The organism is Cellulophaga sp. 3_MG-2023 (assembly GCF_030546975.1).
Taxonomy (GTDB): domain Bacteria; phylum Bacteroidota; class Bacteroidia; order Flavobacteriales; family Flavobacteriaceae; genus Cellulophaga.
Window position 1 is genome coordinate 107,363 of record NZ_JAUOPS010000001.1, and the last position, 22,750, is coordinate 130,112.

Annotated in this window: 23 protein-coding genes; 5 read left to right on the forward strand and 18 right to left on the reverse strand. The window is 30.4% G+C overall.

The features are described 5' to 3' along the window. Nucleotides 1–17: 17 nt before the first annotated feature. Nucleotides 18–1,439: a cardiolipin synthase gene (gene cls, locus Q4487_RS00320; protein WP_303543787.1), complete on the reverse strand. Its 1,422-nt coding sequence runs from the start codon at nucleotides 1,437–1,439 to the stop codon at nucleotides 18–20. Nucleotides 1,440–1,709: 270 nt separating this feature from the next. On the opposite strand from cls, the gene Q4487_RS00325 reads away from it, so the two are divergent. Further along, nucleotides 1,710–2,201, forward strand: a complete 492-nt coding sequence (locus tag Q4487_RS00325) for a Dps family protein (protein ID WP_100896389.1) — start codon at nucleotides 1,710–1,712, stop codon at nucleotides 2,199–2,201. A gap of 280 nt (nucleotides 2,202–2,481) precedes the next feature. Here Q4487_RS00325 and Q4487_RS00330 read toward each other — a convergent pair whose 3' ends face one another. The 3 genes from Q4487_RS00330 to Q4487_RS00340 are packed head-to-tail and all read right to left on the reverse strand — an operon-like array spanning nucleotide 2,482 to nucleotide 3,882. After that, the gene (locus Q4487_RS00330) at nucleotides 2,482–3,513 is read right to left on the reverse strand and encodes an AraC family transcriptional regulator (RefSeq protein ID WP_303543795.1); all 1,032 of its coding nucleotides are present in this window, start codon (nucleotides 3,511–3,513) and stop codon (nucleotides 2,482–2,484) included. A 26-nt stretch (nucleotides 3,514–3,539) separates the two neighbouring features. Continuing rightward, on the reverse strand, nucleotides 3,540–3,686 hold the full coding sequence (locus tag Q4487_RS00335) for a lmo0937 family membrane protein (RefSeq protein ID WP_157811139.1): 147 nt from the start codon (nucleotides 3,684–3,686) through the stop codon (nucleotides 3,540–3,542). A gap of 49 nt (nucleotides 3,687–3,735) precedes the next feature. Beyond that, nucleotides 3,736–3,882: a hypothetical protein gene (locus Q4487_RS00340; RefSeq protein WP_157811138.1), complete on the reverse strand. Its 147-nt coding sequence runs from the start codon at nucleotides 3,880–3,882 to the stop codon at nucleotides 3,736–3,738. A gap of 219 nt (nucleotides 3,883–4,101) precedes the next feature. On the opposite strand from Q4487_RS00340, the gene Q4487_RS00345 reads away from it, so the two are divergent. Continuing rightward, nucleotides 4,102–4,896, forward strand: coding sequence for a TerC family protein (locus Q4487_RS00345; protein WP_100896387.1), 795 nt, complete (start codon nucleotides 4,102–4,104; stop codon nucleotides 4,894–4,896). A 1-nt stretch (nucleotide 4,897) separates the two neighbouring features. On the opposite strand, the gene Q4487_RS00350 is transcribed toward Q4487_RS00345, so the two are convergent. From Q4487_RS00350 to Q4487_RS00400, 11 genes are all read right to left on the reverse strand, one after another. Beyond that, nucleotides 4,898–7,477 (reverse strand): PAS domain-containing sensor histidine kinase, encoded by a 2,580-nt coding sequence (locus Q4487_RS00350; protein ID WP_303543798.1) that lies wholly within the window; start codon nucleotides 7,475–7,477, stop codon nucleotides 4,898–4,900. Between the two features lie 153 nt (nucleotides 7,478–7,630). Beyond that, nucleotides 7,631–8,077, reverse strand: a complete 447-nt coding sequence (locus tag Q4487_RS00355) for a response regulator (protein ID WP_303543800.1) — start codon at nucleotides 8,075–8,077, stop codon at nucleotides 7,631–7,633. 12 nt (nucleotides 8,078–8,089) lie between these two features. Beyond that, nucleotides 8,090–8,644, reverse strand: coding sequence for an AraC family transcriptional regulator (locus Q4487_RS00360; protein WP_303543802.1), 555 nt, complete (start codon nucleotides 8,642–8,644; stop codon nucleotides 8,090–8,092). A gap of 260 nt (nucleotides 8,645–8,904) precedes the next feature. After that, nucleotides 8,905–9,354 (reverse strand): PA2169 family four-helix-bundle protein, encoded by a 450-nt coding sequence (locus Q4487_RS00365; protein WP_100896383.1) that lies wholly within the window; start codon nucleotides 9,352–9,354, stop codon nucleotides 8,905–8,907. Between the two features lie 215 nt (nucleotides 9,355–9,569). Then, nucleotides 9,570–10,958 (reverse strand): NAD-dependent succinate-semialdehyde dehydrogenase, encoded by a 1,389-nt coding sequence (locus tag Q4487_RS00370; RefSeq protein ID WP_303543805.1) that lies wholly within the window; start codon nucleotides 10,956–10,958, stop codon nucleotides 9,570–9,572. A 39-nt stretch (nucleotides 10,959–10,997) separates the two neighbouring features. After that, nucleotides 10,998–11,312, reverse strand: a complete 315-nt coding sequence (locus Q4487_RS00375; RefSeq protein ID WP_303543808.1) for a hypothetical protein — start codon at nucleotides 11,310–11,312, stop codon at nucleotides 10,998–11,000. Nucleotides 11,313–11,386: 74 nt separating this feature from the next. Further along, nucleotides 11,387–11,686 (reverse strand): ribosome-associated translation inhibitor RaiA, encoded by a 300-nt coding sequence (raiA, locus tag Q4487_RS00380; RefSeq protein WP_100896380.1) that lies wholly within the window; start codon nucleotides 11,684–11,686, stop codon nucleotides 11,387–11,389. Nucleotides 11,687–11,734: 48 nt separating this feature from the next. Then, complete coding sequence (locus Q4487_RS00385; RefSeq protein ID WP_100896379.1) at nucleotides 11,735–12,376, reverse strand: NADPH-dependent F420 reductase; 642 nt, start codon at nucleotides 12,374–12,376, stop codon at nucleotides 11,735–11,737. Between the two features lie 208 nt (nucleotides 12,377–12,584). Continuing rightward, nucleotides 12,585–13,604 (reverse strand): AI-2E family transporter, encoded by a 1,020-nt coding sequence (locus Q4487_RS00390; protein ID WP_303543813.1) that lies wholly within the window; start codon nucleotides 13,602–13,604, stop codon nucleotides 12,585–12,587. 104 nt (nucleotides 13,605–13,708) lie between these two features. Next, entirely contained in the window at nucleotides 13,709–14,614 is a 906-nt protein-coding gene (locus Q4487_RS00395; protein ID WP_100896377.1) for a YihY/virulence factor BrkB family protein, read from the reverse strand. Nucleotides 14,615–14,764: 150 nt separating this feature from the next. Then, on the reverse strand, nucleotides 14,765–15,601 hold the full coding sequence (locus tag Q4487_RS00400) for an AraC family transcriptional regulator (RefSeq protein WP_303543817.1): 837 nt from the start codon (nucleotides 15,599–15,601) through the stop codon (nucleotides 14,765–14,767). A gap of 182 nt (nucleotides 15,602–15,783) precedes the next feature. Between Q4487_RS00400 and Q4487_RS00405 the strand changes: the two genes are divergently transcribed. From Q4487_RS00405 to Q4487_RS00415, 3 genes are read left to right on the forward strand one after another with little or no spacing between them, the layout of a single operon-like run. Beyond that, entirely contained in the window at nucleotides 15,784–16,941 is a 1,158-nt protein-coding gene (locus tag Q4487_RS00405; protein WP_303543820.1) for a cytochrome P450, read from the forward strand. Between the two features lies 1 nt (nucleotide 16,942). Then, nucleotides 16,943–17,251: a 2Fe-2S iron-sulfur cluster-binding protein gene (locus Q4487_RS00410; RefSeq protein ID WP_303543823.1), complete on the forward strand. Its 309-nt coding sequence runs from the start codon at nucleotides 16,943–16,945 to the stop codon at nucleotides 17,249–17,251. 5 nt (nucleotides 17,252–17,256) lie between these two features. After that, complete coding sequence (locus tag Q4487_RS00415) at nucleotides 17,257–18,501, forward strand: NAD(P)/FAD-dependent oxidoreductase (RefSeq protein ID WP_303543826.1); 1,245 nt, start codon at nucleotides 17,257–17,259, stop codon at nucleotides 18,499–18,501. 25 nt (nucleotides 18,502–18,526) lie between these two features. Here Q4487_RS00415 and Q4487_RS00420 read toward each other — a convergent pair whose 3' ends face one another. The 3 genes from Q4487_RS00420 to Q4487_RS00430 all read right to left on the reverse strand — a co-directional run bounded on the left by Q4487_RS00420 (nucleotide 18,527) and on the right by Q4487_RS00430 (nucleotide 22,740). Continuing rightward, nucleotides 18,527–19,342 (reverse strand): sugar phosphate isomerase/epimerase, encoded by an 816-nt coding sequence (locus tag Q4487_RS00420; RefSeq protein ID WP_100896372.1) that lies wholly within the window; start codon nucleotides 19,340–19,342, stop codon nucleotides 18,527–18,529. A 91-nt stretch (nucleotides 19,343–19,433) separates the two neighbouring features. Next, nucleotides 19,434–20,999, reverse strand: a complete 1,566-nt coding sequence (locus tag Q4487_RS00425) for a PKD domain-containing protein (protein ID WP_303543831.1) — start codon at nucleotides 20,997–20,999, stop codon at nucleotides 19,434–19,436. A gap of 10 nt (nucleotides 21,000–21,009) precedes the next feature. Next, a complete protein-coding gene (locus Q4487_RS00430) occupies nucleotides 21,010–22,740 on the reverse strand; it encodes a RagB/SusD family nutrient uptake outer membrane protein (RefSeq protein ID WP_303543834.1) in 1,731 nt (576 codons plus the stop codon). Nucleotides 22,741–22,750: the final 10 nt, after the last annotated feature.

Genomic DNA, 22,750 nt, shown 5'->3' on the forward strand with positions numbered 1-22,750 from the left:
TTACTGTATCTAATTTTTTATAATAATGGACTAAAAAACTTGGCTACACCTTCAAAAAGTTTGTGCCATAGCGGTCTGTTTTTAAATGTGCTGTACTTAAGTTTAGTGTCTTGTTTACAAATTGTATTAAAATCTGCTTGTATTTTTTTGGTTATTGCGCTATCGTATATAATGGCGTTAGTTTCAAAATTGTGCTCAAAGCTTCGGTAATCAAAATTACCAGAGCCTATAGATGTTATTTCTCCATCTATTAATATCATTTTACTATGAGAAAAATCTAGTCTTAAAAAAACATTTACACCAACTTCTAAAAGTTCTTCTAACCTAGAGAACATACTGTATTTTGCTACAAGTGAGTCTGACACTTTTGGAATTAAAATATTTATAGTTACACCACTTAAAGCCGCAATTTTTAAAGCTTGTAGTACAGATGTGCTTGGTATAAAGTATGGGTTAGCAATGCAAATACATTTTTCGGCAATATTTATCATCTCTATATATTGCTGCATAATGGCAGGTTGCTTAGAGTCTGGACCAGCTGCTACTATTTGAGCAGTATGTTGCCCTTTAACCTCATTTTTAGAAATATATTTTTTATGTAATAGAACTTCATCATTACTAGCAAAATAAAAATCTTTTATAAATACCCTGTGCAAACTGTTTACTACTGGGCCTTCTAGTTTTATGTGTATATCTTTCCAAATGCCAACATTAGAAATTGGTTTTATATACTTGTCTGTTACATTTACACCACCTGTAAAGCCTACATTACCATCTATTATAATTATTTTTCTGTGGTTTCTATAATTTAAGCTAAATAATAAGCTACCAAATTCTATAGGCATCATTGGGTAGGCTTTTACACCTATATCTTTAAACCTTTTTATTGTTTTATTTCTATAGGAGTAGCTTCCAAATGCATCGTAAATTAGGCGAACTTCTACGCCAGCGTTAATTTTCTCTTTTAAAATTGAATAAAATTGTTCTGTTAACTCACCTTTAGAAAAAATATAATATTGTAAATGAATATATTTTTCAGCCTTTTTTAATGCATCAAAAATACTATCAAAAGTTTCTTTGCCATTGTTAAGTACTGTAATGTTGTTGTTACTGTATGCTTTTAAAAGAGTACTAGTTTCAATAAGTTTAGATAGTTTCTTTTTCTTTGGCGAATTAAAATCTACAGTGTTATCTAACTTATGAATTTCTCTGTATTTTTTCTCAAAATGCTTTTTTTTATCTTCTTGTTTCTTTCTAAAGAATTTAAATTTTCTTCGGTTTACACCAAACATATAATATAGTAATGGACCAGCAAATGGTAATAGTAGCACTGCTAAAAACCAGCTTAAAGATTTTGTAGGTCTGTTGCCATGAAATATAATACTACTTATACTCCTTAGTGTTACCACTGCATATAATATCCATAAAAAAGTATTCATAGTTGTTTTGTGTTTGTAGTATACAATATAGGTAACATCTTTTTTTTAATTGTTAAGACCTTTGTTTAGAGCTAAAAATTGGTTTGATTAGGTTAATTATTTTATGAGTTTTAATGATACTTACTCATTATTAGTTAGTTATGTTTATTTTGTTGTTTTGCTATGTAGATAGATATGTTACTTTTTTTAGAGCTAATTTCTAAATTAATAGAGATAATCTAGGCTTGTACTTAGCCTTACCTTTATACTATAATCATAAAAAAATATAAAATGGAAACAGTAGAAACAGCTATAGGAATTAAAAAAGACAATAGAAAAGCGGTAGTAAATATGCTAAAGCAGTTACTTGCAGATGAGTATGTAATGTATACAAAATACAGAAATGCACACTGGAATGTAGAAGGAATAGATTTTCATAGCAAGCACGTATTTTTTGAAGAGGAATATGGTAAACTAGAAAATACTATTGATGAAGTAGCAGAACGTATACGTATGTTAGGGTTTTATTCTCCTGGTAGTATGCAACAATTTATAGAGTTGTCTGAATTAAAAGAAAACGGACCAGACCAAAATGATAGTGCTAGTTTTATGAAAGTTCTTTTAGACGATCACCAAACAATAATTAAATTTATTAGAGAGAGTATAGGCGAAAATGCAGAAGCACATAATGATGAAGGTACAGCAGATTTTATTACGGCAATAATGCAAATGCATGAGCAAATGGCTTGGATGTTACGTTCATCTTTAAAAAGTTTTAAATAGAATAACTATTTAAATAAAAAGGCGGTAAGGTTTTAATCTTACCGCCTTTTTTTATGCACTATTTTTATGTTACTATTTAAAATTATAGTTGTAAAAAACAATGCTTTTAATAGTGTATGTTGCTTTAAAATAGCGTGTGTAGTTAGTTGTTGTTTGTGTATACGTTAAGCAATAATCACCTAAAACTCTTTACAAGTTATTTTTAGATATTGATTACGTTTTAAACGTAAAAAAATCCGCTTAATAAGCGGATTTTTAATATTGTATTTATATTTAATATTTATGCAGTAAGTGCTGCAGAATATTGATTTTCTTGGTAGTATTTAGGACTACAGTTGTATTTTTCTTTAAATATTTTAGAAAAATAACTTCTACTAGTTAACCCTACTGTATATACAATTTCAGAAATATTAAGATCTGTAGTTTTTAGCAAGTTTTCTGCCTTTTCTACACGTGTATTTCTAATAAAGTCAGATACTGTACGGTTGTGTAACAGTTTAAAACCTTCTTGTAGTTTAGCAGGAGACATACCAGCCTTGTTACTTAAATAAACTAGTGTATACTTAATTTCTGGGTAATTTTTTATAAAGCTAGATAATTCGTTAACGGTATCCATTTCACTTCTAGTTAAAGAACCAAAGTTTGTAGCACCATTCTTTTTATCTTGGTTGTGTTGTTCTATTTCTAAAGCTAAAACGGTGTGTACAATACCCTTAATAAGTAACTGTCTAACAATTCCTTTTTGTTTTATAGCTTCTAATTGCTGCATTTTTTCAGCAATTTTTAGGTTGTAGGATCCAACATAAGCAAAAATCTCTTTTTCCTTAGATGGCATAAATGTTTTTAAAAGTTGAGTTTGCAATAAGTCATCTGCCTCATCATCTTTATTTTCTGAGTATGTATTAATACTAATATTAGAAAATGTTACAGATTGTCCTTTTCTAAAGAAAAAACAAGCGTCTTTACTAGGGTCACTTGCAAAAATTCCTGTTTGAAATTGGTTTAATGACCTTTGCTTACCGTCTTGTCCAAAACTGTGACTCATTTGCCCCTCTGCACAGTATAAAAAGTAAATAGGGTTAGTAATAGGAGTGTTTCTAATAATAACAGTGTCTTGTGCAAACATTAAATTATACTCTATAAAAGATATATTTTTATTTACAGATACTCCTTTAATTTCACCCTTCCCAAAATCATTATCTAATTCTAAAGAATACTCTTTGTGAGTATACTCTAAACGGCCGCCTAGATCTTCTTTAAATTGATTAAAGTCTTGTTCTATATTGTTTGTTCTAAGATTTATAACTTTCATAATGCTTCTTGTTTAGGGATTCTTAATTATTTTTCTTGCAAAACCTTTATAATAAAAAGGATAGTTGCTACTACTAAAAAAATATGTGCTATGTAACCTAACGCGTAGATAAAAAAGGCTAAAGCCCAAATTATTATTAAAATTACTGCCAACGGTATTAATAGCTTTTTCATATTATTTTTTTTGATCATTGTTTTATTAAATACTAATAAGGAAATTCCCTTATTCTTTATTTAAGCTTTCTAGACCATCTGTAGTTGTATCTGTATCATTAGATATTTGTTTTTCTTTATTAGTTCGTAGAGATTCTTTAACCCAGCTACGTCCAACTCTAGAATTTGTAATGCATGCTTGTTTTATATGTATCATAGCGTTGTTGTTTTGTTTGGTACAAAGTTGGTGAAGAGACCGTCTTTTTTTGTTATACAATTTTAGCTTTATGTTATATAATTATTAGAAAAGCCCTGTTTTTGGCCCTTATAGCATTAAATTTTAATCCTTTTAAGCTGTTTTAAATGTTTTGTTGGTATTTTTTTTAATTTTATAAAACATTCCTAAAACAACTTATTTACATAAAAGCCATTAACTATGTTAGAGATTTTTTCTAGTGCAGATGCTTGGATAGCATTAATAACCCTAACCTTTTTAGAAATAATATTAGGTATAGATAATATTGTGTTTATTTCTATAGCTGCTGGTAAGTTGCCAAAAGAGCAGCAAAAAAAAGCAACTAACTTAGGTTTGTTACTGGCTATGGTACAACGTATCCTTTTATTATTAGGAGTATCTTTTTTAGTAGGATTAAAAAAGCCATTTTATACTATTACAACTTCTTGGTTAGAAGTAGGCATAAGTTGGCAGGCACTTATTTTATTTTTTGGTGGACTTTTTCTTCTATATAAAAGTACATCAGAAATTCATGAAAAACTAGATGAACCAGGAGAAGAGGAAGAAGAATTAAAAGCAAAAAAAATAACCACATTGCCCAAAGCAATTGTACAAATTGTAATTATAGATTTTATTTTTTCTATAGACTCTATATTAACAGCTGTAGGAATGACAAATGGTATTGGTACACATGCAAACCACTCTTTAATACTAATGATTATAGCCGTTGTAATATCTATAACTATAATGATGGCTTTTGCTAATACAATAAGAGAATTTATAAGTAAGCACCCATCTATGCAGTTACTTGCTTTATCATTTTTAATATTAATTGGGTTTATGCTTATAACAGAGGCAGCTCACTTATCTGGCACAGTATTTTTTGGACAAACTATTGGCGCTATACCAAAAGGCTATCTGTATTTTGCTATAGCATTTTCTTTATTAGTAGAATTTTTAAATATGAAACTCAAGAAAAAATCATCAAAAAAATAAATTAAGCCGGTAAGTACACGCTAAATGTAGAGCCCTCACCAGGCTTACTTTTAGCAATAATATGTCCTCTGTGGTTTACTATTATTTTTTTACAAATAGCCAACCCTATACCAGTACCAGAGTATTGTTCTTTTTGGTGTAAGCGCTCAAAAAGACCAAATATTTTTTTAGCGTTTTCTTGGTCAAAACCAATACCGTTATCTTTTATAGTTAAGCGGTAGTAGTTTTTTCTTCTTTTATTAAAGGTATCGGTAATTTCTGTTCGTGTAAGTTTTTTGCATTCAATAGTAATTTTAGGAGTTTCTGTTGTAGATCTATATTTAATGGCATTATTAACCAAATTATTAAATAGTTGCTCCATTTGAAAAGGTATGGCCTTTATGGTAGGTAAATTATCAATTGTAATATCTACACCAGATTCTTCAATTAACTCTTCTAAATCACCTAAAACTTTTTCAATAGTATCATTTAAAGAAATTTTTACAAAATCTTTTTTTGTTCTGTTTATTCTAGAATAGGCAAGTAAGTATTTAATTAAAGTTTGCATTCTGTTAGCAGAGCTATCAATCTTATTAAAATACATTTTTCCCCTGTCTGATAGTTTTTCTATTTCACCCTCAGAGAGTCTAGAGATAAACATTTGTATTTTGCGCATAGGCTCTTGTAAGTCATGACTAGCCACGCGGTTAAAAGATTCTAATTCTGCGTTAGAACGTTTTAGTTCTTCATTTTTTGCTTTTAATTTTTCTTCAGTTTTAACACTATCTGTAATATCTTGTACCACACCAACAGATGCATCTCTACCATCTTTAACAACTTTTTGTCCGTTGATGTAAATATGCTTAAAAGCACCAGATTTTGTTATAACACGGTAAGTATGTATGGTAGATGTACCATTTTCTACTGTTTCTTTGCCTAATTGGTCGTATAGTTTTAAGTCATCTGGGTGTATAAAACTACGGTAACTATCAAAAGTAACTTCAAATTCTTTAGGCTCATATCCTAAAATACGATAAAAATTGTCTGATATTACAGCAGTACCAGAGTCTAAATACCAAACGTAACTGCCAATATCTGCAACCTCTTCTGCATCTTTAAATATAGAATTTTGTATTTCTAACTCGGCATTAAGTATATTTAGTTTTTCTGCCCTAATTTTCTCTAACGTAATATCTCTAGACGTAACAGTAACACCGTCATTAAGTTTAATGGCTGTTGCATTTAACCAAATAGTTTTACCATTTTTTTCTATATGAGTTTCATACTCTATTTGCTGTTCTTTTTCTATGCAATTAACCATTTTTTCAAAAACACCATTTTTAAAAATATCTGGATAAATTTCAGAAGCTTTCTTATATTTTAATTCTGATGGAATATTATTTTTAATACTCTCGTTTTGAGAATCATTAATAAACAAAATTTCAAAATCTATTATTTTGTTTGAAGCGTCTCTAATAGATTTAAAGTGGGTTACAATATTAGACGTACTTTTAAAAACATTACTTAAAAATGCACGATTATCTAATAATAATAAATTCTGAGATTCTAGTTTATCTTTGGCAGCAGTTAAGTTTTTCTTTATAATATGTTCATCTGTAATATCTGCAGCAGTAACTAAAACACCATCATTTAATTTTACAACACTACTTTTAAACCTGTAGTCAGTTTTATTAAACTCATAGTTTCTTTTAAACTTTTGCATTTTCCCGGTTTCGTAACATGTAACCAAATGTTCAAAAACGCCATTTTTAAATTGCATAGGTAATATGTTAGACAGTAATTTACCTTTCATTTCCTTTACCTTAGTACCTAATATATTTTCTATGTTATGATTAATGTAAACAATTTTAAAATCTATTATCTTTTCTGATGTGTTTTTTACAGGAGTGTAAAAACTAACTATGTTTTCTGTGTTTTTTAAAACACTTTTTAAAAAAGCAGTTGTTGTATCATTTTTTTTGCGCTGCTTATTTATTTGCCAAAAAGATATTATAAAAATAAGTATAGCAGACATTCCTAAAAAAAGAGTAGTAATAGGATTTAAACGTCTGGAGGTTGTTAGTTGGTCTCGTTGTTCTTGCAAATACAGTTCTTCGTGACTAAGCATATTCTTTTTTATGCCTTCAATTTTAGCCATAAGTACAGATACATTTTGTAACAAAGCACTATCGTTTACTTTTTCTTTTTTTGTATCTGTTTTGTAAGCATTAAACTCGTCTATAGCTTCATAAAACTTAAATTGTATGGTAGCAAGTTCATTTAACCTTTTTTGCTGTTCTGGTTTATCTTTAATTAAAAAACTAAGTTTACTAAAGGTTTCTCTAGCACTGTCTTTGTACTTTTTTAATAAAATAGTATGGTTTACTTTATTAAAAAGCTTGTTTTTAAGTACTTGAGATTGCATTAAAGCATACTCAGAAAACAAGGTGTTAATTTCACTCTCTACACGTAAAGTATACACAACTAATTCTGCTGTTTTCTCTTGTTCTCTTATTTGTTTGTAACTATTACTGCCCAAAAAAGCAAGTAAGGCAATAGCAATAATTAGTAGAATTATAAATATTTTGTAAGACTTAACCACGTTCTATGTTTTAATTAAAATAACAGACTCGCTAATGTACCAAAACAATTTTTTATAAAAAGTTCTTTTGGTGTGATGTAATGGATTGAGGTAAAAATAAAATGGATAGAGCACAAAAAGGAATAAATTTTTTTATGCTCTATTTTATTGTAGTTATAAACGAAGTAAAAAGTTATCTCTGTTTAAAGCAGAGGTATGGTATTGCCAATTAATTTTCACTATTTTTTCTATAATTTTTTTTAACGCAGAAAAACTGTTTGGCTTATTAATATATATGTTGGCTCCGTTAACAAACGTTTCCTCTATATCTTGCTCAGATGAAGATGTAGAGTAAATTGCAACACATAAATCTTTAAGCGTAGCATTGTCTCGTATTTCTTTTAAACATTGCATGCCGTTTTTTATGGGCATATTTAAATCTAAAAATACTATTTCTGGTAAAACAATGTCAGGTAAAGTTATGTAGTCCATAAGTTCTTTACCATCATTAAATAAAGATAATTTTGTTTTTACATCAATCTCCGTAATAGCTTCCTCAAACAATAATCGATCGTCAGAGTCATCGTCGGCTAAAACTATATTCATAATATCTATAGCCATATGTTTAAGGTTTTATGATTCATTTTTTTTTCGTTTCTTAATTATCCGCTGAAAAGCAGAAGGTGTTAAACCAGTTGTTTTTTTAAACTGGGAAGATAAATGTGCTACACTACTATAATTTAATTGATGCGCAATTTCTGTTAAAGTATAATCTCTATATATAATTAACTCTTTAGCTAAATCTATCTTTTTTAGAATTATAAAATTTTCTATAGATGAGTATGTTGTTTCTGAAAAAACAGAAGACAAATGCGCATATGAATAGTTTAACTCTTCTGCTAAATAGTCTGATACATTGTACTTATTAGATTTTTCCGGATCATTTATTAGCGTAGTAACAAGTTCTTTAATGCGTTGTACTAGTGCGTCTTGTGGGTTAGCAATAACCTCTATGCCGTATTTATTTAATACTTCTGTTATTTTCTTTAACTCTGTATCTGTTGGTTTTTTCTTAAACTCAACCTCACTTAAACTGTGTAATTTGTATTCCAAATTTAATGCGTGTAACTGCTCCTGTAAAACGGCTTTACAGATAAAGTTATAATCAAATTTGATATTCATTTTCATAAAAACTGATGCTAATTTAAAGCTATATTATTTTTAAAAATATGCGTTATATACTGTCAAAATTATTTTGCTAAATATAGGCTTTTTATCAATATACATATGTTTTATAGTCTATACGCGACAAAAAAACCAGTTTATTTTTTAGTTTGTTAATTTTTAGGTAGTTATGTGTGTTTAGTTTTTACTTATTTGTAGAATTTAAGTATAAAAAAAGAGATGCAATATGCATCTCTTTTTTATTCTATATTTTTTTAACTGTACTAGCTAATATCTTCTAAAAATTTGATAGTGTTTAGTTCAGATTTTATGGTATTCATTTGTGTTAATAACACGCTAGCAGTACTAGATGGTAAAGTGGTATCATTTAAAACACTTTCATACTCTTCTACAGCTGCTTTTTCTCCTCTAATAGACTCTTCTAACATTGCTTCTGCTTCTTGGTCTGCAAAAAATGCTTTGGTATCCATCCAAGCTCTGTGCATAGTACCAGTAATACTACCACCTTTTTCTGGTTTTTCTCCAAACCTAGCAATTTCAGATTTTAACTGATGTCCAAAATCATAACGCTCTTGACTTCTTTTATTAAAGTATGTTTTAAGTGCGTTGTGGTCTGTGTTTTCTGCTGCTTTTTTATACCCTTTTTCAGCATCGTATGTTTTTTCTAATAAGTTGTTTAATTTTGTTCCTACTTGTTCAGTGTATGTTGTCATTTTTATATAAAGATTAAATTACCGAACTTATTTTTAGTGATATAGTCCGTTTAATATCATACTCAAATTTACGAGTAATGTAAGGGGTAGATTAACGCAAATAGTTTACTTTTTTGCTCATATGATTTAAGAGTACAATTACTGTTTTTTGCAAAAAAAACGCTAAATCTTAGTCTTAAGATTTAGCGTTAGTAAAGAGTATTATTTCTTATGTTTTAGCTGCCTTGAGTAATGGCTTTTGCATTAATAAATTCGCGTACACCAAAACCTCCGTGTTCTCTTCCGTAACCAGAGTTTTTAACTCCACCAAAAGGCATATTTGGGTATGCTAAACCGTAAGAGTTTATATGTATCATACCTGTGTCAAAATAATTTTTAGCTAGGTCCATTGCTTTATCAACATCTTCACTAAAAATACCACCACCTAAGCCAAATTTGCTATCATTTGCAATACGCATAGCGTCATCATTATCTTTTGCTTTTATTAAAGATGCAACCGGACCAAAAAGCTCTTCACTATATGCAGGTTGGTCTGGAGTAATGTTTGCAATTACGGTAGAAGGGTAGTAGTACCCTTTTGTATCAGGTATTTTTCCACCGCACAAAATCTCTGCACCCTTTTCTACACTTTTTTCTACTTTATCATGCAGTTGCTCTCTTAAATCTTTACGTGCAATAGGTCCTAAATCAAATTCATCTTTGGTAGGGTCACCATATGTCATGCTTTTCATGATGCTAACAAATTCAGTTTTAAATGCATCATAAACTTTATCTGCTACTATAAATCTTTTTGCAGCAATACACGTTTCTCCGTTATTATATAGTCTAGCTTCTGCACAGATTTTTGCCGCTTTGTTAACGTCTGCATCATCTAAAACAATGTATGCATCATTACTACCTAGTTCTAAAACTGTTTTTTTAATTGCCTCTGCAGATTTTACAGCAACGTGTTTACCAGCAGCAGAACTACCAGTTAAAGTAACACCTTTAACGTAATTGTTAGCAATTATTTCATCAGATACATCATGGTCTATGACAAGTACTTGAAACAGATTTTTTGGTAAGCCAGCCTCTTCATATATTTCTTTTAACTTTAAAGCACAACCAGTTACATTTTTAGCGTGTTTTAGTAAAACACCATTACCAGCCATTAAGCTAGCAATAGAGTAACGTATAGGTTGGTACAAAGGAAAATTCCAAGGTTGTATACCATAAACTACACCAATTGGCGAGTAGTGTATGGTACCTTTACCACCATCATAAAGTGGTCTTTCCTCGTCTTGTAATTGTTTTGTTCCTTCTGTTGCTGTGTAATTACAAATAGCAATACACAAATCTATTTCTTCATAGCTTTGGCTAATTAGTTTACCCATTTCTTGGGTCATTAGCGTAGCATAACTATCCTTGTGTTTTTCTAAAGTCTTACCAATAGATTTTAATACATCTGCTCGTTCTTCTAAAGATTTTAGTTTCCAGTCTAAAAAAGCATTGTGACAATCTTCTACCTTTTTGGCAGCTTCATCACCATTTAAATATGTATACTCTGCTATGACTTCTTCCGTAGCAGGATTTATTGTTTTAAATTTATTTTTGTCTGTGCTCATTTTTGTTCTTTTAATTTATTCCTCTTCTACGTCTTGCTTCTATAAATTATCTTTATTTGTATTAGCCCTTTCTGGCTCTTCCAAATTTTCTTTTAATTCACCACCTTGACCAAACAAACTGTTTTCCTCGTCAATTAAATTGTTTTTGGTGTATACTTTACTTTCGTTTCTACCAGGTATATCCAAATCTTTTCCTTGAAAGTCTATCGGTTCTTTTCTATTTAATAATAACTCATCGTCACCTGTATCTACTCTTAAACCTTTTTTGCCAATGGCTTGTAAGTCTTCTTCAGTTATATTAGAATTATAAGTTTCTGTATCTGTATTAACTTTATTTTTTTTATCTGTGTTCATTGTATTATGTTTTTTAAAGTGATGTTTCTTTCTTCATTCTTGCTTAAAAAAGCAATTGCTATTCTAAATTCATACTACCTAACACCCATTTTATCTTTTGTTTTATTAAGCTGGTGTTCTAAATCACGAATAGTCTCTGCTATTGCAGCTTCAAAATTATCTGCGTTTGTAGATGCAAAAATTCTAGGGCCGGGCATACTTAAACGTATATCGCAAATTTGCTCTTGATCATCAGACCTGTTTTGTACTTTAAAAAATACATCTGCACGGTGTACAAAATTGAATTTCTTGTGTAAATTATCTAGTTTTTCTTTAGCTATAGCTTCTAATCTACTGCTTGCTGTAACATCGTGGTATTCGTATATAATTTGCATATTTTTCTTTTAAGTTTGTATTTTATTTTAAATGGCAGTAATTACTATTTAAAATGATCTTTGAGAGTTTATGGTTTCTAATAAATTAGATTTAGATGTGCTTAAACCATATATTTCTTGGTCTGGATCCATAATTTTGGTATCACTTAAATTACCAACATACACTGCATCAAAACCAATATCTTCTATTAATTCTTTTACTACAGATTTGCTTTCTTGATCTTGTGCTGCAAATGGTACAGATAATTTATCTGTGTCTTCAAAAGCACGGTTCTTTAAATCTGAAGCTTTAATGGTATTAAAAGCTTTTGCAGTTTTGGCAGAACTAAATTTCATAGCAGTATACTCAGACGCGTTGTAGTTTGCATCTCTAACGTCTTGTGCCATTTCTCCGTCTCTTTCTGGATATGGGTTTGTAGCATCTAGTATTACGCTATTTGCGTATTCGCCAGCATAAAGCTCGGATATTTGGTCTATAGCTTTGTATGGCATTGCTAATACATAAACATCTGCCTTAGCTTCAAAAGTATCTGTAACGCTCATTGCTTTTGCATTAGGACCAGCTTCTTTAACCAAGCTACCTAATTCTTCTGGGTGTCTAGAACTAAACATAACATTATGTCCTGCTTTTGCCCAATGTTTACCTAAATTACCTCCAATATTTCCGCTTCCTATAATTCCTATTTTCATATTATATTGTTTTATATTCTGATGTAACAGAATGTTATACTTTTCTTGTTACATCAATATTACAACAGATTAAAAGTTTGGATTAACTGAAAAAGGTTCTTTTTTAATGCTATCCGTAAAATGAAGCATTTATGTTTTTTTTTTGAAAGAAATAGATGTTTTTTGTAGGTTTTTGAGCGTTTTTTAATGTTTTTGAGGATTTTTGTTTTTAAAGACTTTCCTGAGATTCGCCATACTGATTTTTGTAAATGCGCACTAGTATTAAAAAAAGACTAACCAATAAAGGACCAAAAATTAATCCTATAAAACCAAACAAAGGAACACCCACTAGTACACCAACAAGCGTAATTAAAGGGTGTACATCGTCTAACCTTTTTAAAATAAATAATCTAAAAACGTTATCTGTTGCTCCAATGGCTACTAAACCATAAATTAAAATTCCCCAGGCTTGGAAAGTATCACCATTAGAAAGAGCTAAAATAAATACAGGTATAGTTCCTAATGCACTACCAACAAACGGTATCATAGAGCCAATAGTAACTACTGCTGCCCAAAAGAAAGGATCTTCTATACCAAAAATTAAGAAACCAATAAGGCCAACCACACCTTGACCTATAGCTACTAACGGAATCCCTAATGCGTTAGCTTTTACATTTGCACTTGTTTCTTTACCTATTGTTTTTAAATTTTTATCTTTAATTGGTATATACTCAAACAGAGATTCTTTTAGCTTTCTTCTGTTGGTTAGCATAAAAAATAGAATAAAGTACATTATAGTTATAGAGATGACCATATTAAATGTACCACCAGCAAAATTCTGAAGATTTTCTGATAACCAAGAGGTAATAGAACTGGTATCTATATCTGTACCCATATCTATATTAAAAAAAGACTCTACTTTTTGTAATTGCTCTTTACTAGCATCTATAACTTTTTGTGAGTTATCTACGGCGTACTTTATTTTAGTTCCCATCATTAGACCTAAGCCGGCAATAGGAATCATTATACATAAAAAGGAAAGTATCATTAAAAAAATAGCAGCAATGTTAGGGAGCCAGCCTTTGTTTACCAATTTTTGCATTGGCTTTTTTAGAATAACGTAAATGGTAATAGCACCTAAAACACCACTTAAATAGGGTAGAATCTCTTTAAATATGAGTCCGCCCATAAGTACTATAAGCATTAAAACAAATATTTGTCTTATAATGTGTGGGCTAATGTATTTCATATTTTAATGTATTTAGTTAGGTGATTATTGTGTACATCAAATTTTAGAAAATACCCGGAGATCTCTTAATTGTATCAGATAAAAGGTTAACTCTTATAAAGCAGTTATTCTTTTTTTATACTAATAGATTTTGGCTCTATACCATCTCCGTATCGTTTGGCAAAAACATAAGTAAACTCTGCTCCAAAAAATAAAATTAACGAAGAGTATGAAACCCATAAAAGTATAAGAATAATGCTTCCGGCTGCACCATATGTGGATCCAGGATCTGCCTGACCAAAATAAATACCTAATAAAAGCTTACCAACCACAAAAAGTACAGCTGTTAAAATAGCGCCAATCCATACTGTTTTCCATTTAATTTTTGCATCTGGTAAGTATTTAAACATTAAAGCAAATAGTATAGATATTATACCAATAGACAGTGTAAAATCTAAAATGTAAGCTAGGTATAATAAAACATCTGGTAAAACTTCGCGTATGTAATTATTTAAGGCACTAATTGCAGTGGTAACAATAAAACTAACAAGTAATAAAAAACCAATAACTAGTATAAAAGCAAAGCTAAGGGCGCGGTCTGTAATTATTTTCCAGATTTTAGCATTAGGGTTTGTTTTAATTTTCCATATTTCATTTAAAGATATTTTTAATTGATAAAACACACCTGTTGCACCAAAAAGTAAGGTTCCTATACCAATAATAGTAGAAATAAGGTTTTTATCAGAACCTTGAGTTTCACCAATAATATTTTCAATAGCTTTAGCAGCATCACTACCTAAAGCAGAGGAAAACTCTTCGGTTAAATTTCCTTGTACAATATCTATTCCCCATATAGAACCAACAACATTTATAATAATAACTAGTAATGCAGGTAAAGCTAAAACCGTATAATAGGCAACAATTGCACTAAGCCTAAAAGGGTCATCTGCCATCCAAGAAGTATATGTTTCTTTTAATAGAGATGGCAACTCTTTAAGCTTAAAATTAGAAGATTTTTTTTCTTGTATCATTTGTGTTGTCTTTTAATAAAGCACATCTAATAAAGTTAGGTGCTGGTTACAAACTACATTGGTAAACCAAAGTTGCTTGTTTTTATTAAAAGGAATTAATCCAAATGAATTTATTGTTAATGCAATTCCGTTCTAAAGTTTTTGATAGGATTATTTACTATAATTTTTTCTGTATTGAGCAGGAGAGGAGTGGTGTAGTTCTTTAAATTTTTTAAAAAAGAAGGGAAGAGATTCATAACCACAAGCGTATCCAATTTCGGAGACAGATTTGTTTGTGTGTAGTAACATTCTTGTAGCAATATTTATACGATACTCATTTAAAAATATAAAAAATGTACGACCCATAATTTTTAAAAAGAATCTAGAGAAAGATTGTTCTGACATATTTACCTCTTTACTTACTTCTTTTAAGTAAATTTTACGGGTATAGTTTTCTGCTATAAATGAATGAACCTTAGAAATTTTACTAGTATACTCGTTAGATATGTTATTTGTAAAGCTACTGTTAGATAATGTTTTGTAGGGAATATGGGTTAATTTTAATAATAATTTTAAAAGAGAAACATACAAATTGCTACCATCTTGGTTTATAGTTTCTTTTAATAAAGAAATAACTTTTTTACTTTCTTTTTTATTAAAAATAACTCCTTTAGAAGCTGTGTTAAATAATATATTTAGCTCTTTTAACTCTGGTATGTTAGCGTAAATATCTTTGTTCCATTGTATAACAAAAGAGTTAGGTTTTATAGCACTACTTTTATAATTTGTCCAACAATGTGGCACATTAGATTGTATTAAAACTAATTCTTCTGGTTCATAAGCACCAACATAATCACCAATAAACTTTGTGCCATAACTCTCTTCAATATAAGTAAGCTCTAGTTGTGGGTGAAAATGCCACGGTGTTTCAAAATTATCATTTATATAATTAAAAGCTACAATACTTTTTTCAACACCTAAAGGAATAGTTTCTAATATTGGTTTCATTTTAAGTAAATATAGATGATATACATATCATCAATTTTAATTAAATATAGTTTATTTTATTAATTAGTTTCTAATTTAAATTTTAAAGTGATTAAATAGTTTATTTTTTTGATAAAATAGAGAATTAATAATACTGCTTAAACATAGATATTTGTTTTAATCTAAACTATTAAATTATACTTATGGGAAAGTGTGAATTTGCAGATGCTTTTAAAGCAGAGAGGAAAACTTCTGGAATAGGTAAAATGGATGATCAGGGAGACCCTGTAGTTATGTTGCTAAACCATAAAGATGTACGTAAGGCAGCCCATAATTATAAGTCATTTTCATCAGAAGCTGTTCCAGGTCGTATAGTAGTACCATCTGAGGTAAATATACGTACCACCCGCCAAATACCTTTTGAGGTAGACCCACCAATGCATAAAGAATATAGGTCTATACTTGAGGCTTGGTTTAAAAGGCCTTTGCAAGATGTTTATAAAGACAAATTAACTACTATAATTAGTACTGTTTTAGATGATGTATTATCTAAGGATAAAGTAGATGTGGTATCAGATTTGGCATTAGTTATACAATCTAGAGCTTTAACTCTTTTATTAAATGTTCCGTTTGATAAGTCTGTAAAGTGGATATCTTGGGGAACTCACGTATTTAGAAGTGAAGGAGAAGCTTTAGACGGTGATAAAGCAGCTATTCTTTACAATTATATTGATGAAGAAATAGATAAAGCAATACAAAACCCATCTGATGATTTGTATAGTATATTATTAGCTGCAGAGGTAAATGGTAAAAAGCTAACAAAAGAGGAAGTAAAAGGTGTATTAATATTAACTTTTGCCGGTGGTAGAGATACTGTTATTAATGCTTTAACTAATATGATTAGCTACTTTTCTGCAAATAAAAAAGCATTGCAATACATAAATTCTAACCCTAATATAATTAACAATGCTGTTGAAGAATTTATAAGATATTTTTCTCCTTTAACCCATATGGGACGTGTTGTTACAGAAGATACTACAGTTTGCCAACACGCAGTAAAAGCAGATAGTAGAATATCTTTATGTTGGGCATCTGCTAATAGAGATGAAAAAGTTTTTGAGAATGCTGATGAGGTTGTTTTAGACAGAAAAATTAATCCGCACGTAGGTTTTGGTTTTAGTCACCATAATTGTTTAGGAGCAACACACGCAAGACAAATTATGAGAATTACAGTAAAACTATTAGCAGAAAAAGTAAGCGATATTACTGTTTTAGAAGCAGAAGAAAATATAGAGAATTTAGGAGATTTTAATAGAAAAGTAGGGTACAACTTTTTAAAAGCAACATTTAAGAAAAAATAAAATGGCAAAAATTACATTTATAACAAGTAGTGATGAAAAAATAACTGTAAATGGTACAGAGGGCTCTGTTATGGAGTTGGCAGTAAATAATAATGTAGCTGGTATAGATGGCGATTGCGGTGGCGTATGCTCTTGTGCTACTTGTCATGTATTTGTTGCTCCAGAAGATCTAGACAAAGTAGGTACAGCAAGTGAAATTGAAACAGATATGTTAGAGCTGGCAGATGATGCAAATGAATACAGTAGACTTTGTTGTCAAATTCCTGTAACAGATGCACTAGATAATGTTGTTTTTACTGTAGCTAAATAAATAGGATGTATACTTCTAAAGATATTTGTGTAATTATAGGAGCTAGCCACGCAGGTGTAAATACAGCATTTAATTTACGTAAAGAAAAGTGGCAGGGTAGGATTATTTTAATAGACGTAGATCCAGAATTACCATACCACAGACCACCTTTATCTAAAACTTATTTAACAGATAATGCATCTGTTAAAAACCTTTTAAAACCAGTAGAGAGTTATAAAAAGGAAAACATAGAGTTACTTTTAGGTAAAAAAGTAACTCACTTAAATGAGTCTACCAAACAGTTAGTATTAGATGATGCTACTAAAATTAATTACACAAAGTTAGTTTTAGCCACCGGAGCAAAACCTATTGTACCGTCAATTACAGGTTTGCAAAATTGTAAAGCTTATTTCTGTTTACGTACAGCAGAAGATGTTGCCAATATTAAACAAGCTTATAATGCCAGTAAAAATAAAAGAGTGGTTATTATTGGTGGCGGATATATTGGATTAGAAACTGCAGCATCATTGCAAAAAATAGGAGCAGAGGTAGTTGTTTTAGAGCGCGAATCTAGAATTTTAAAAAGAGTAGCTACTAGTGTTATTTCTAATTTTTTTAGAGATTTACATACCCACAACGGAGTGCAAATTTTTGAAAATAAAGAAGTAAATAAAATTGAAAATGAAGCAGATGTAACTAAAGTTTATTCTACAGATGGGTCTTTTTACAAGGCAGATATTCTTATTTTAGGTGTAGGTGTAGTTCCTAATACAGATTTGGCTAAAATGGCAAACTTAGATTTAAAAAACGGAATTTGTGTTTCTAATACAGGTGTTACAAGTAACACGTGTATTTATGCAGTAGGTGATTGCAGTTATCATTATAATCCACATTATAAAACTTATATAAGGTTAGAGTCTGTACAAAATGCAGTAGACCAGTCAAAAGTTGTTGCAGCATCTATTGCAGGTAAAGAATACGTTTATGATACAATTCCTTGGTTTTGGTCAGATCAATATAATATAAAACTTCAAATTGTTGGTTTAGCAAATAGCTACACAGATAGTATTGTTAGAGAAGAACAAAATAAAGAAAATGTAATTTCTGTATGGTATTTTAAAAACGATGAACTACTTGCTGTAAATGCCATAAACAATACAAAAGCATATGTTTTAGGAACGAAATTTATTAAAGAGGGTAAAAAAATAGATAAAGAAAAATTAGCAAAAGCTAGTATTCCTTTATCTAAAGACCTTGCTTTGGCTTTTTAAAAGCACAAAGTAATATGTTATTTATCTAAAATTTTTGTTGCTTTAAATACTGCATCATTTTTACATTTAAATCCCATTGGTCTACCAAGTGTTTTGTTGTATTAGGTTGATAAGGCATATAGGGATAAGGACCAAATTCTGGACAAATATAAAAAGTGTCCTTTTTGGTCTTTTGAGCATTGCTAATAATTTGTTTCCACCAATTGGTGAATGTATCTAAGTATATTTTATTTTCATCTGTAAAAGGGTAATTTACTTGTGACTTTTGTGTATCTGCTATTCTAGCGTGTAAATACCTCGAGTTATTTATAGCTTTATCTACAGCTGTTTTTTGGTCTTCTAATAAACTTTCTGATACTACTGTCCAATGTGAAAAGTCTGCGGTAAGTTTTAAATTAGGAAACTTGTTAATAAAATTCTCTGTAGTTTTTGCACTATAATTAAACCTACCTCTGTGTGTTTCATGGTATACGTTTATACCAGTTTCTTTTTCAAACTTAAAAACAGTTTCTAAAATAGCACAGTTTTCATCAAAAGTAAAAAAATCTCTACCTGTATGCGAGTTAATAAAAATTGGGTTAAACTCTGCTAACTTATACAAACGCTCTTCTAAACGTTTACTATATTCAGTTACAGACTCATTTAAAGGTTGTAACCATTGCTGGCCAATAAGATCTAAATCTGTAGAGCTTAAAATAGACTTTAATTGTGTCTCAAAATTAATATTAGCTGGTATATTTACTTCTACAGCGTTGTAACCAGCATTAATAACATTATCTATAAAAACGTTAGCACTTTTGCCGTCTTGACCCCAAAAAGGGCATACATATTTTAGTTTCATTTTATAAAAAGTATGAGCAATAAAAATACAAAACTTGCTCCTGTTTACGGTAATAAACAAGAGCAAGTTTTAAAATATTAACAGTTAAATATTATGGTCTAAGTGAAGCTTCAGAAACGCTTAAATTATCCATATAAAAACTTATTACTTCAGGATTATCTTGGTTATAACCTCTTATTTGAAATGATTTATCACCAGTGGTGCTAAATTCTACAAAAGTAGAACTGTATACCCATTTACCAACAGCAAAGTCACTACCAAAATTTGGATTTCCGCTTACGGCCCAATCTGTGTCTGGGAACCAAAAGAAACGTAGATCTGGATCAAAACCAGCGGCATTATTATTACCTAAACTAGTTACGTAAACCCAAACACCAATTTCATAAGTTTTACCAGCTTCTACAGAAAAAGTTATGTTGTCTCCAGATGTTGTTTTGTGTCCAATTATCATACCTCCATTGGCATCCATTTCTACATAAGCACTTTTAGTGCCATCTTGCGCTTGGTCAGTAGAAATTTCTAAGCTATATGCATCCCATGGAGCTCCCCAATTTGTATATGGCCAATTAGCAGCGGTAGAGTTTTCAAAACTATAATCATAGTCTGATGATTCTTTCAAAATATTTACTTTATTAAAAATAAGCTGATTATCTACAAAGCTTTCAGACTCTACACCATCTAAAGTTTTTAATGTTCCTTTGGTATAACTTACGTTTATAATATCATTATTATAAATAGTAGTACCATCTAAATTAATTAATACAATGTTACCCTCATCACTGTCTATATTTACTGTACCAACAGTTGCAGGTATATTGGTTTCATTATTTGTTATTGTAACATTAAAGTCAGCAGCATTTAAAGATGTTACATCCATTTCTCTACTAAAAACAAGTGCAATAGCTCCGTTTTTATCAACAACCTTTTCTAAGTCTACAGGGTCTGTAGAAGGTATTACTTTTATTAAATTTTTAAAAGAAATTGTATCGCCACCAAAAGGTCTTTGTCTAGTAGCAGCAAAGCTTAAATTGTATGTACCTTGTCTTTTGTATTTTACATTAATTTCTGTGTCAGTACCATCAAAAGTTGCAGGGTCACCACCGTCTATGTTCCATTTAAAAACTTCAGGTTCACCATCTACAACATATGAAAATTGTACAGATCTACTGGCAACAACTTCATTTTCTGCATTATCACTAATATCTAACGCAGCACCTAAAGTACCGTCTGGATTTATGTAATTAGCTTTAATTTCTGTTTTTACAGGATTTAAAACAGTAACAACTATTGTTGTGTCTAATTCTTTTCCTTTAAGCTGCGTACCAACATAAGCATCATTCTTAAAAACTTGATTTAAAGTAACATTATGTACACCCGCTTTTTTAAATGTAGCTTTTACGTTTTGTTCTGCAGAATTACTTACGTTTGCTGTACCTTCTGGAAAATTCCATTCTCTAGATACTACACCAGGAGAAGCATCACCAAAAGTAATACTACCATTAATTTCTACTTTATTTTCAAAATCCATCTCAGAGGTAAATATAACCCTGTGACTAGGTTCTGTTAACCCTTCAGTATCATCCTCATTACAAGAAGCAATAAAGATAAAAGACATAAAAGCCAACCACAATAATTTTGGTCTTAATATATGTTTCATATTGTGTTTTTTAGTTGTTAAAATTATCATTTGTTTGTAATTCTTGCGCAGGTACAGGAAAGTAGTCATGGGTAGTAGAATCATAATTATCTACAGCCAAAAAGAAATCTGGTCTTATACGTTCTTTAATAAATAAAGGAGCAATACCGTTATCATCTATAGCTAATGCTGTTTTGTTTTCTGTTCTCCAAACCTCGTCTGCTCTTAGCTCTGTAAATACGTCTTTAACAATACCCCACCTTACTAAATCTTTCCAACGGTGACCTTCATAACATAGCTCTAATGGTCTCTCTACTCTTTGTATATGAGTCATTACATTGCTAGGAGAAGCAGTAACTAATGGCTGTGTGCCATGTACTTGCTTGCTTATGTGTAATTGCGGAAACATACCTCCGTTTTCATCCATATATTGTTGTAGTGTTTTTACACCAGCTCTGCTTCTTACAAGATCTATATATGTAATAGCCGTTGCAAAATCGCTACTATTATTAATTACAGCTTCTGCATACATTAAGTATACATCTGCAAGTCTAATGTGTCTAAAGTTAATACCAGATCTATTTCTACTATCCTCTGCTTTTAAGCTATACCAATTTGTAAATTTTTTAATGTAAGCACTTTGTCCAAATGCCCAGCCTCCTTTTTCACCAATCTCTAAGCCATAATACAAGCCTTCACCATTAATTGGTACAATACTAGAATTCATTCTTTTAGACCAAGTATTGCCATCGTTAATAGGGTTTGTAAGGTCTACTTCATCATTTGTAAAAAGCTCGTGTAAATAATATGTTGGTAATAGAGTGTTGTATGCGCCAAAGCTTAATTGCCCTAAAGCAGTTGCCATAGTAGAGGCCTCTGCGCCCGAGTTGCTAGGTGTATCGTCTACATTACCACCAGGTACTCCAGGGCTTAGTTCTGCAGAGTAAGCAACTTCAAAAATAGACTCGCTATTAAATTCATTCTCATCTGTATAGTTGTCCATAACATTGGGTGTTAGTTGGTACAAATCAGACTCTACTACATTTTTAAATTGTGTAACTGCATTTGGCCAATCTTTAGCATATAAGTATACTTTACCTAATAAAGATGTTGCAGCTCCCCAAGTAGCTCTACCAGTATCATCTGCTCCCCAAGTTCTTGGTAAATTATTTTGAGCAAACAATAAGTCTGGAATAATTATAGATGAATTTACATCGGCAATGGTAGACATAGGTTTGTTTAATTCTTCTTCTGTTTTAGGTATCCCCGTGTGTATTATAGCACCACCGTAAGTGTTAGCTACTTGAAAATAAAAGAAAGCTCTTAAAAATTTTGCCTGTGCTTCAATCTGTGCTTTACTATCTCCAGTAAAGTTAGATTCGTCTGCTTTTTCAATAAACTCTATAATTTGGTTTGCTCTAAATATACCAATGTATAGTTCGTTCCATTTATCGGTAACGTAGTACGTAGCATCTGTATATGTTAAGTTTCTAAAGGCAGTTGGCCTATACCAAGATTCAGATCCTGCAATGTCTCCCAAAGCCATTTCAAATTGTAATTCTCCGCCACTAATACTTTGAAACTGTAGAGCACCGTATACAGTTGTTAGTCCACTATTAAATTGTTGTTCTGTTTTCCAAAAAGTTTCAGATGTAATAGAGTTAGGATTTTCTTGGTCAAAAAACCTGTCTTCATTACAGCTTGTGAGTATAAGTATAGTAACAAGTGTTGCTATAGTTAAATGTATTTTTGATATTTTCATAATTGTAAAT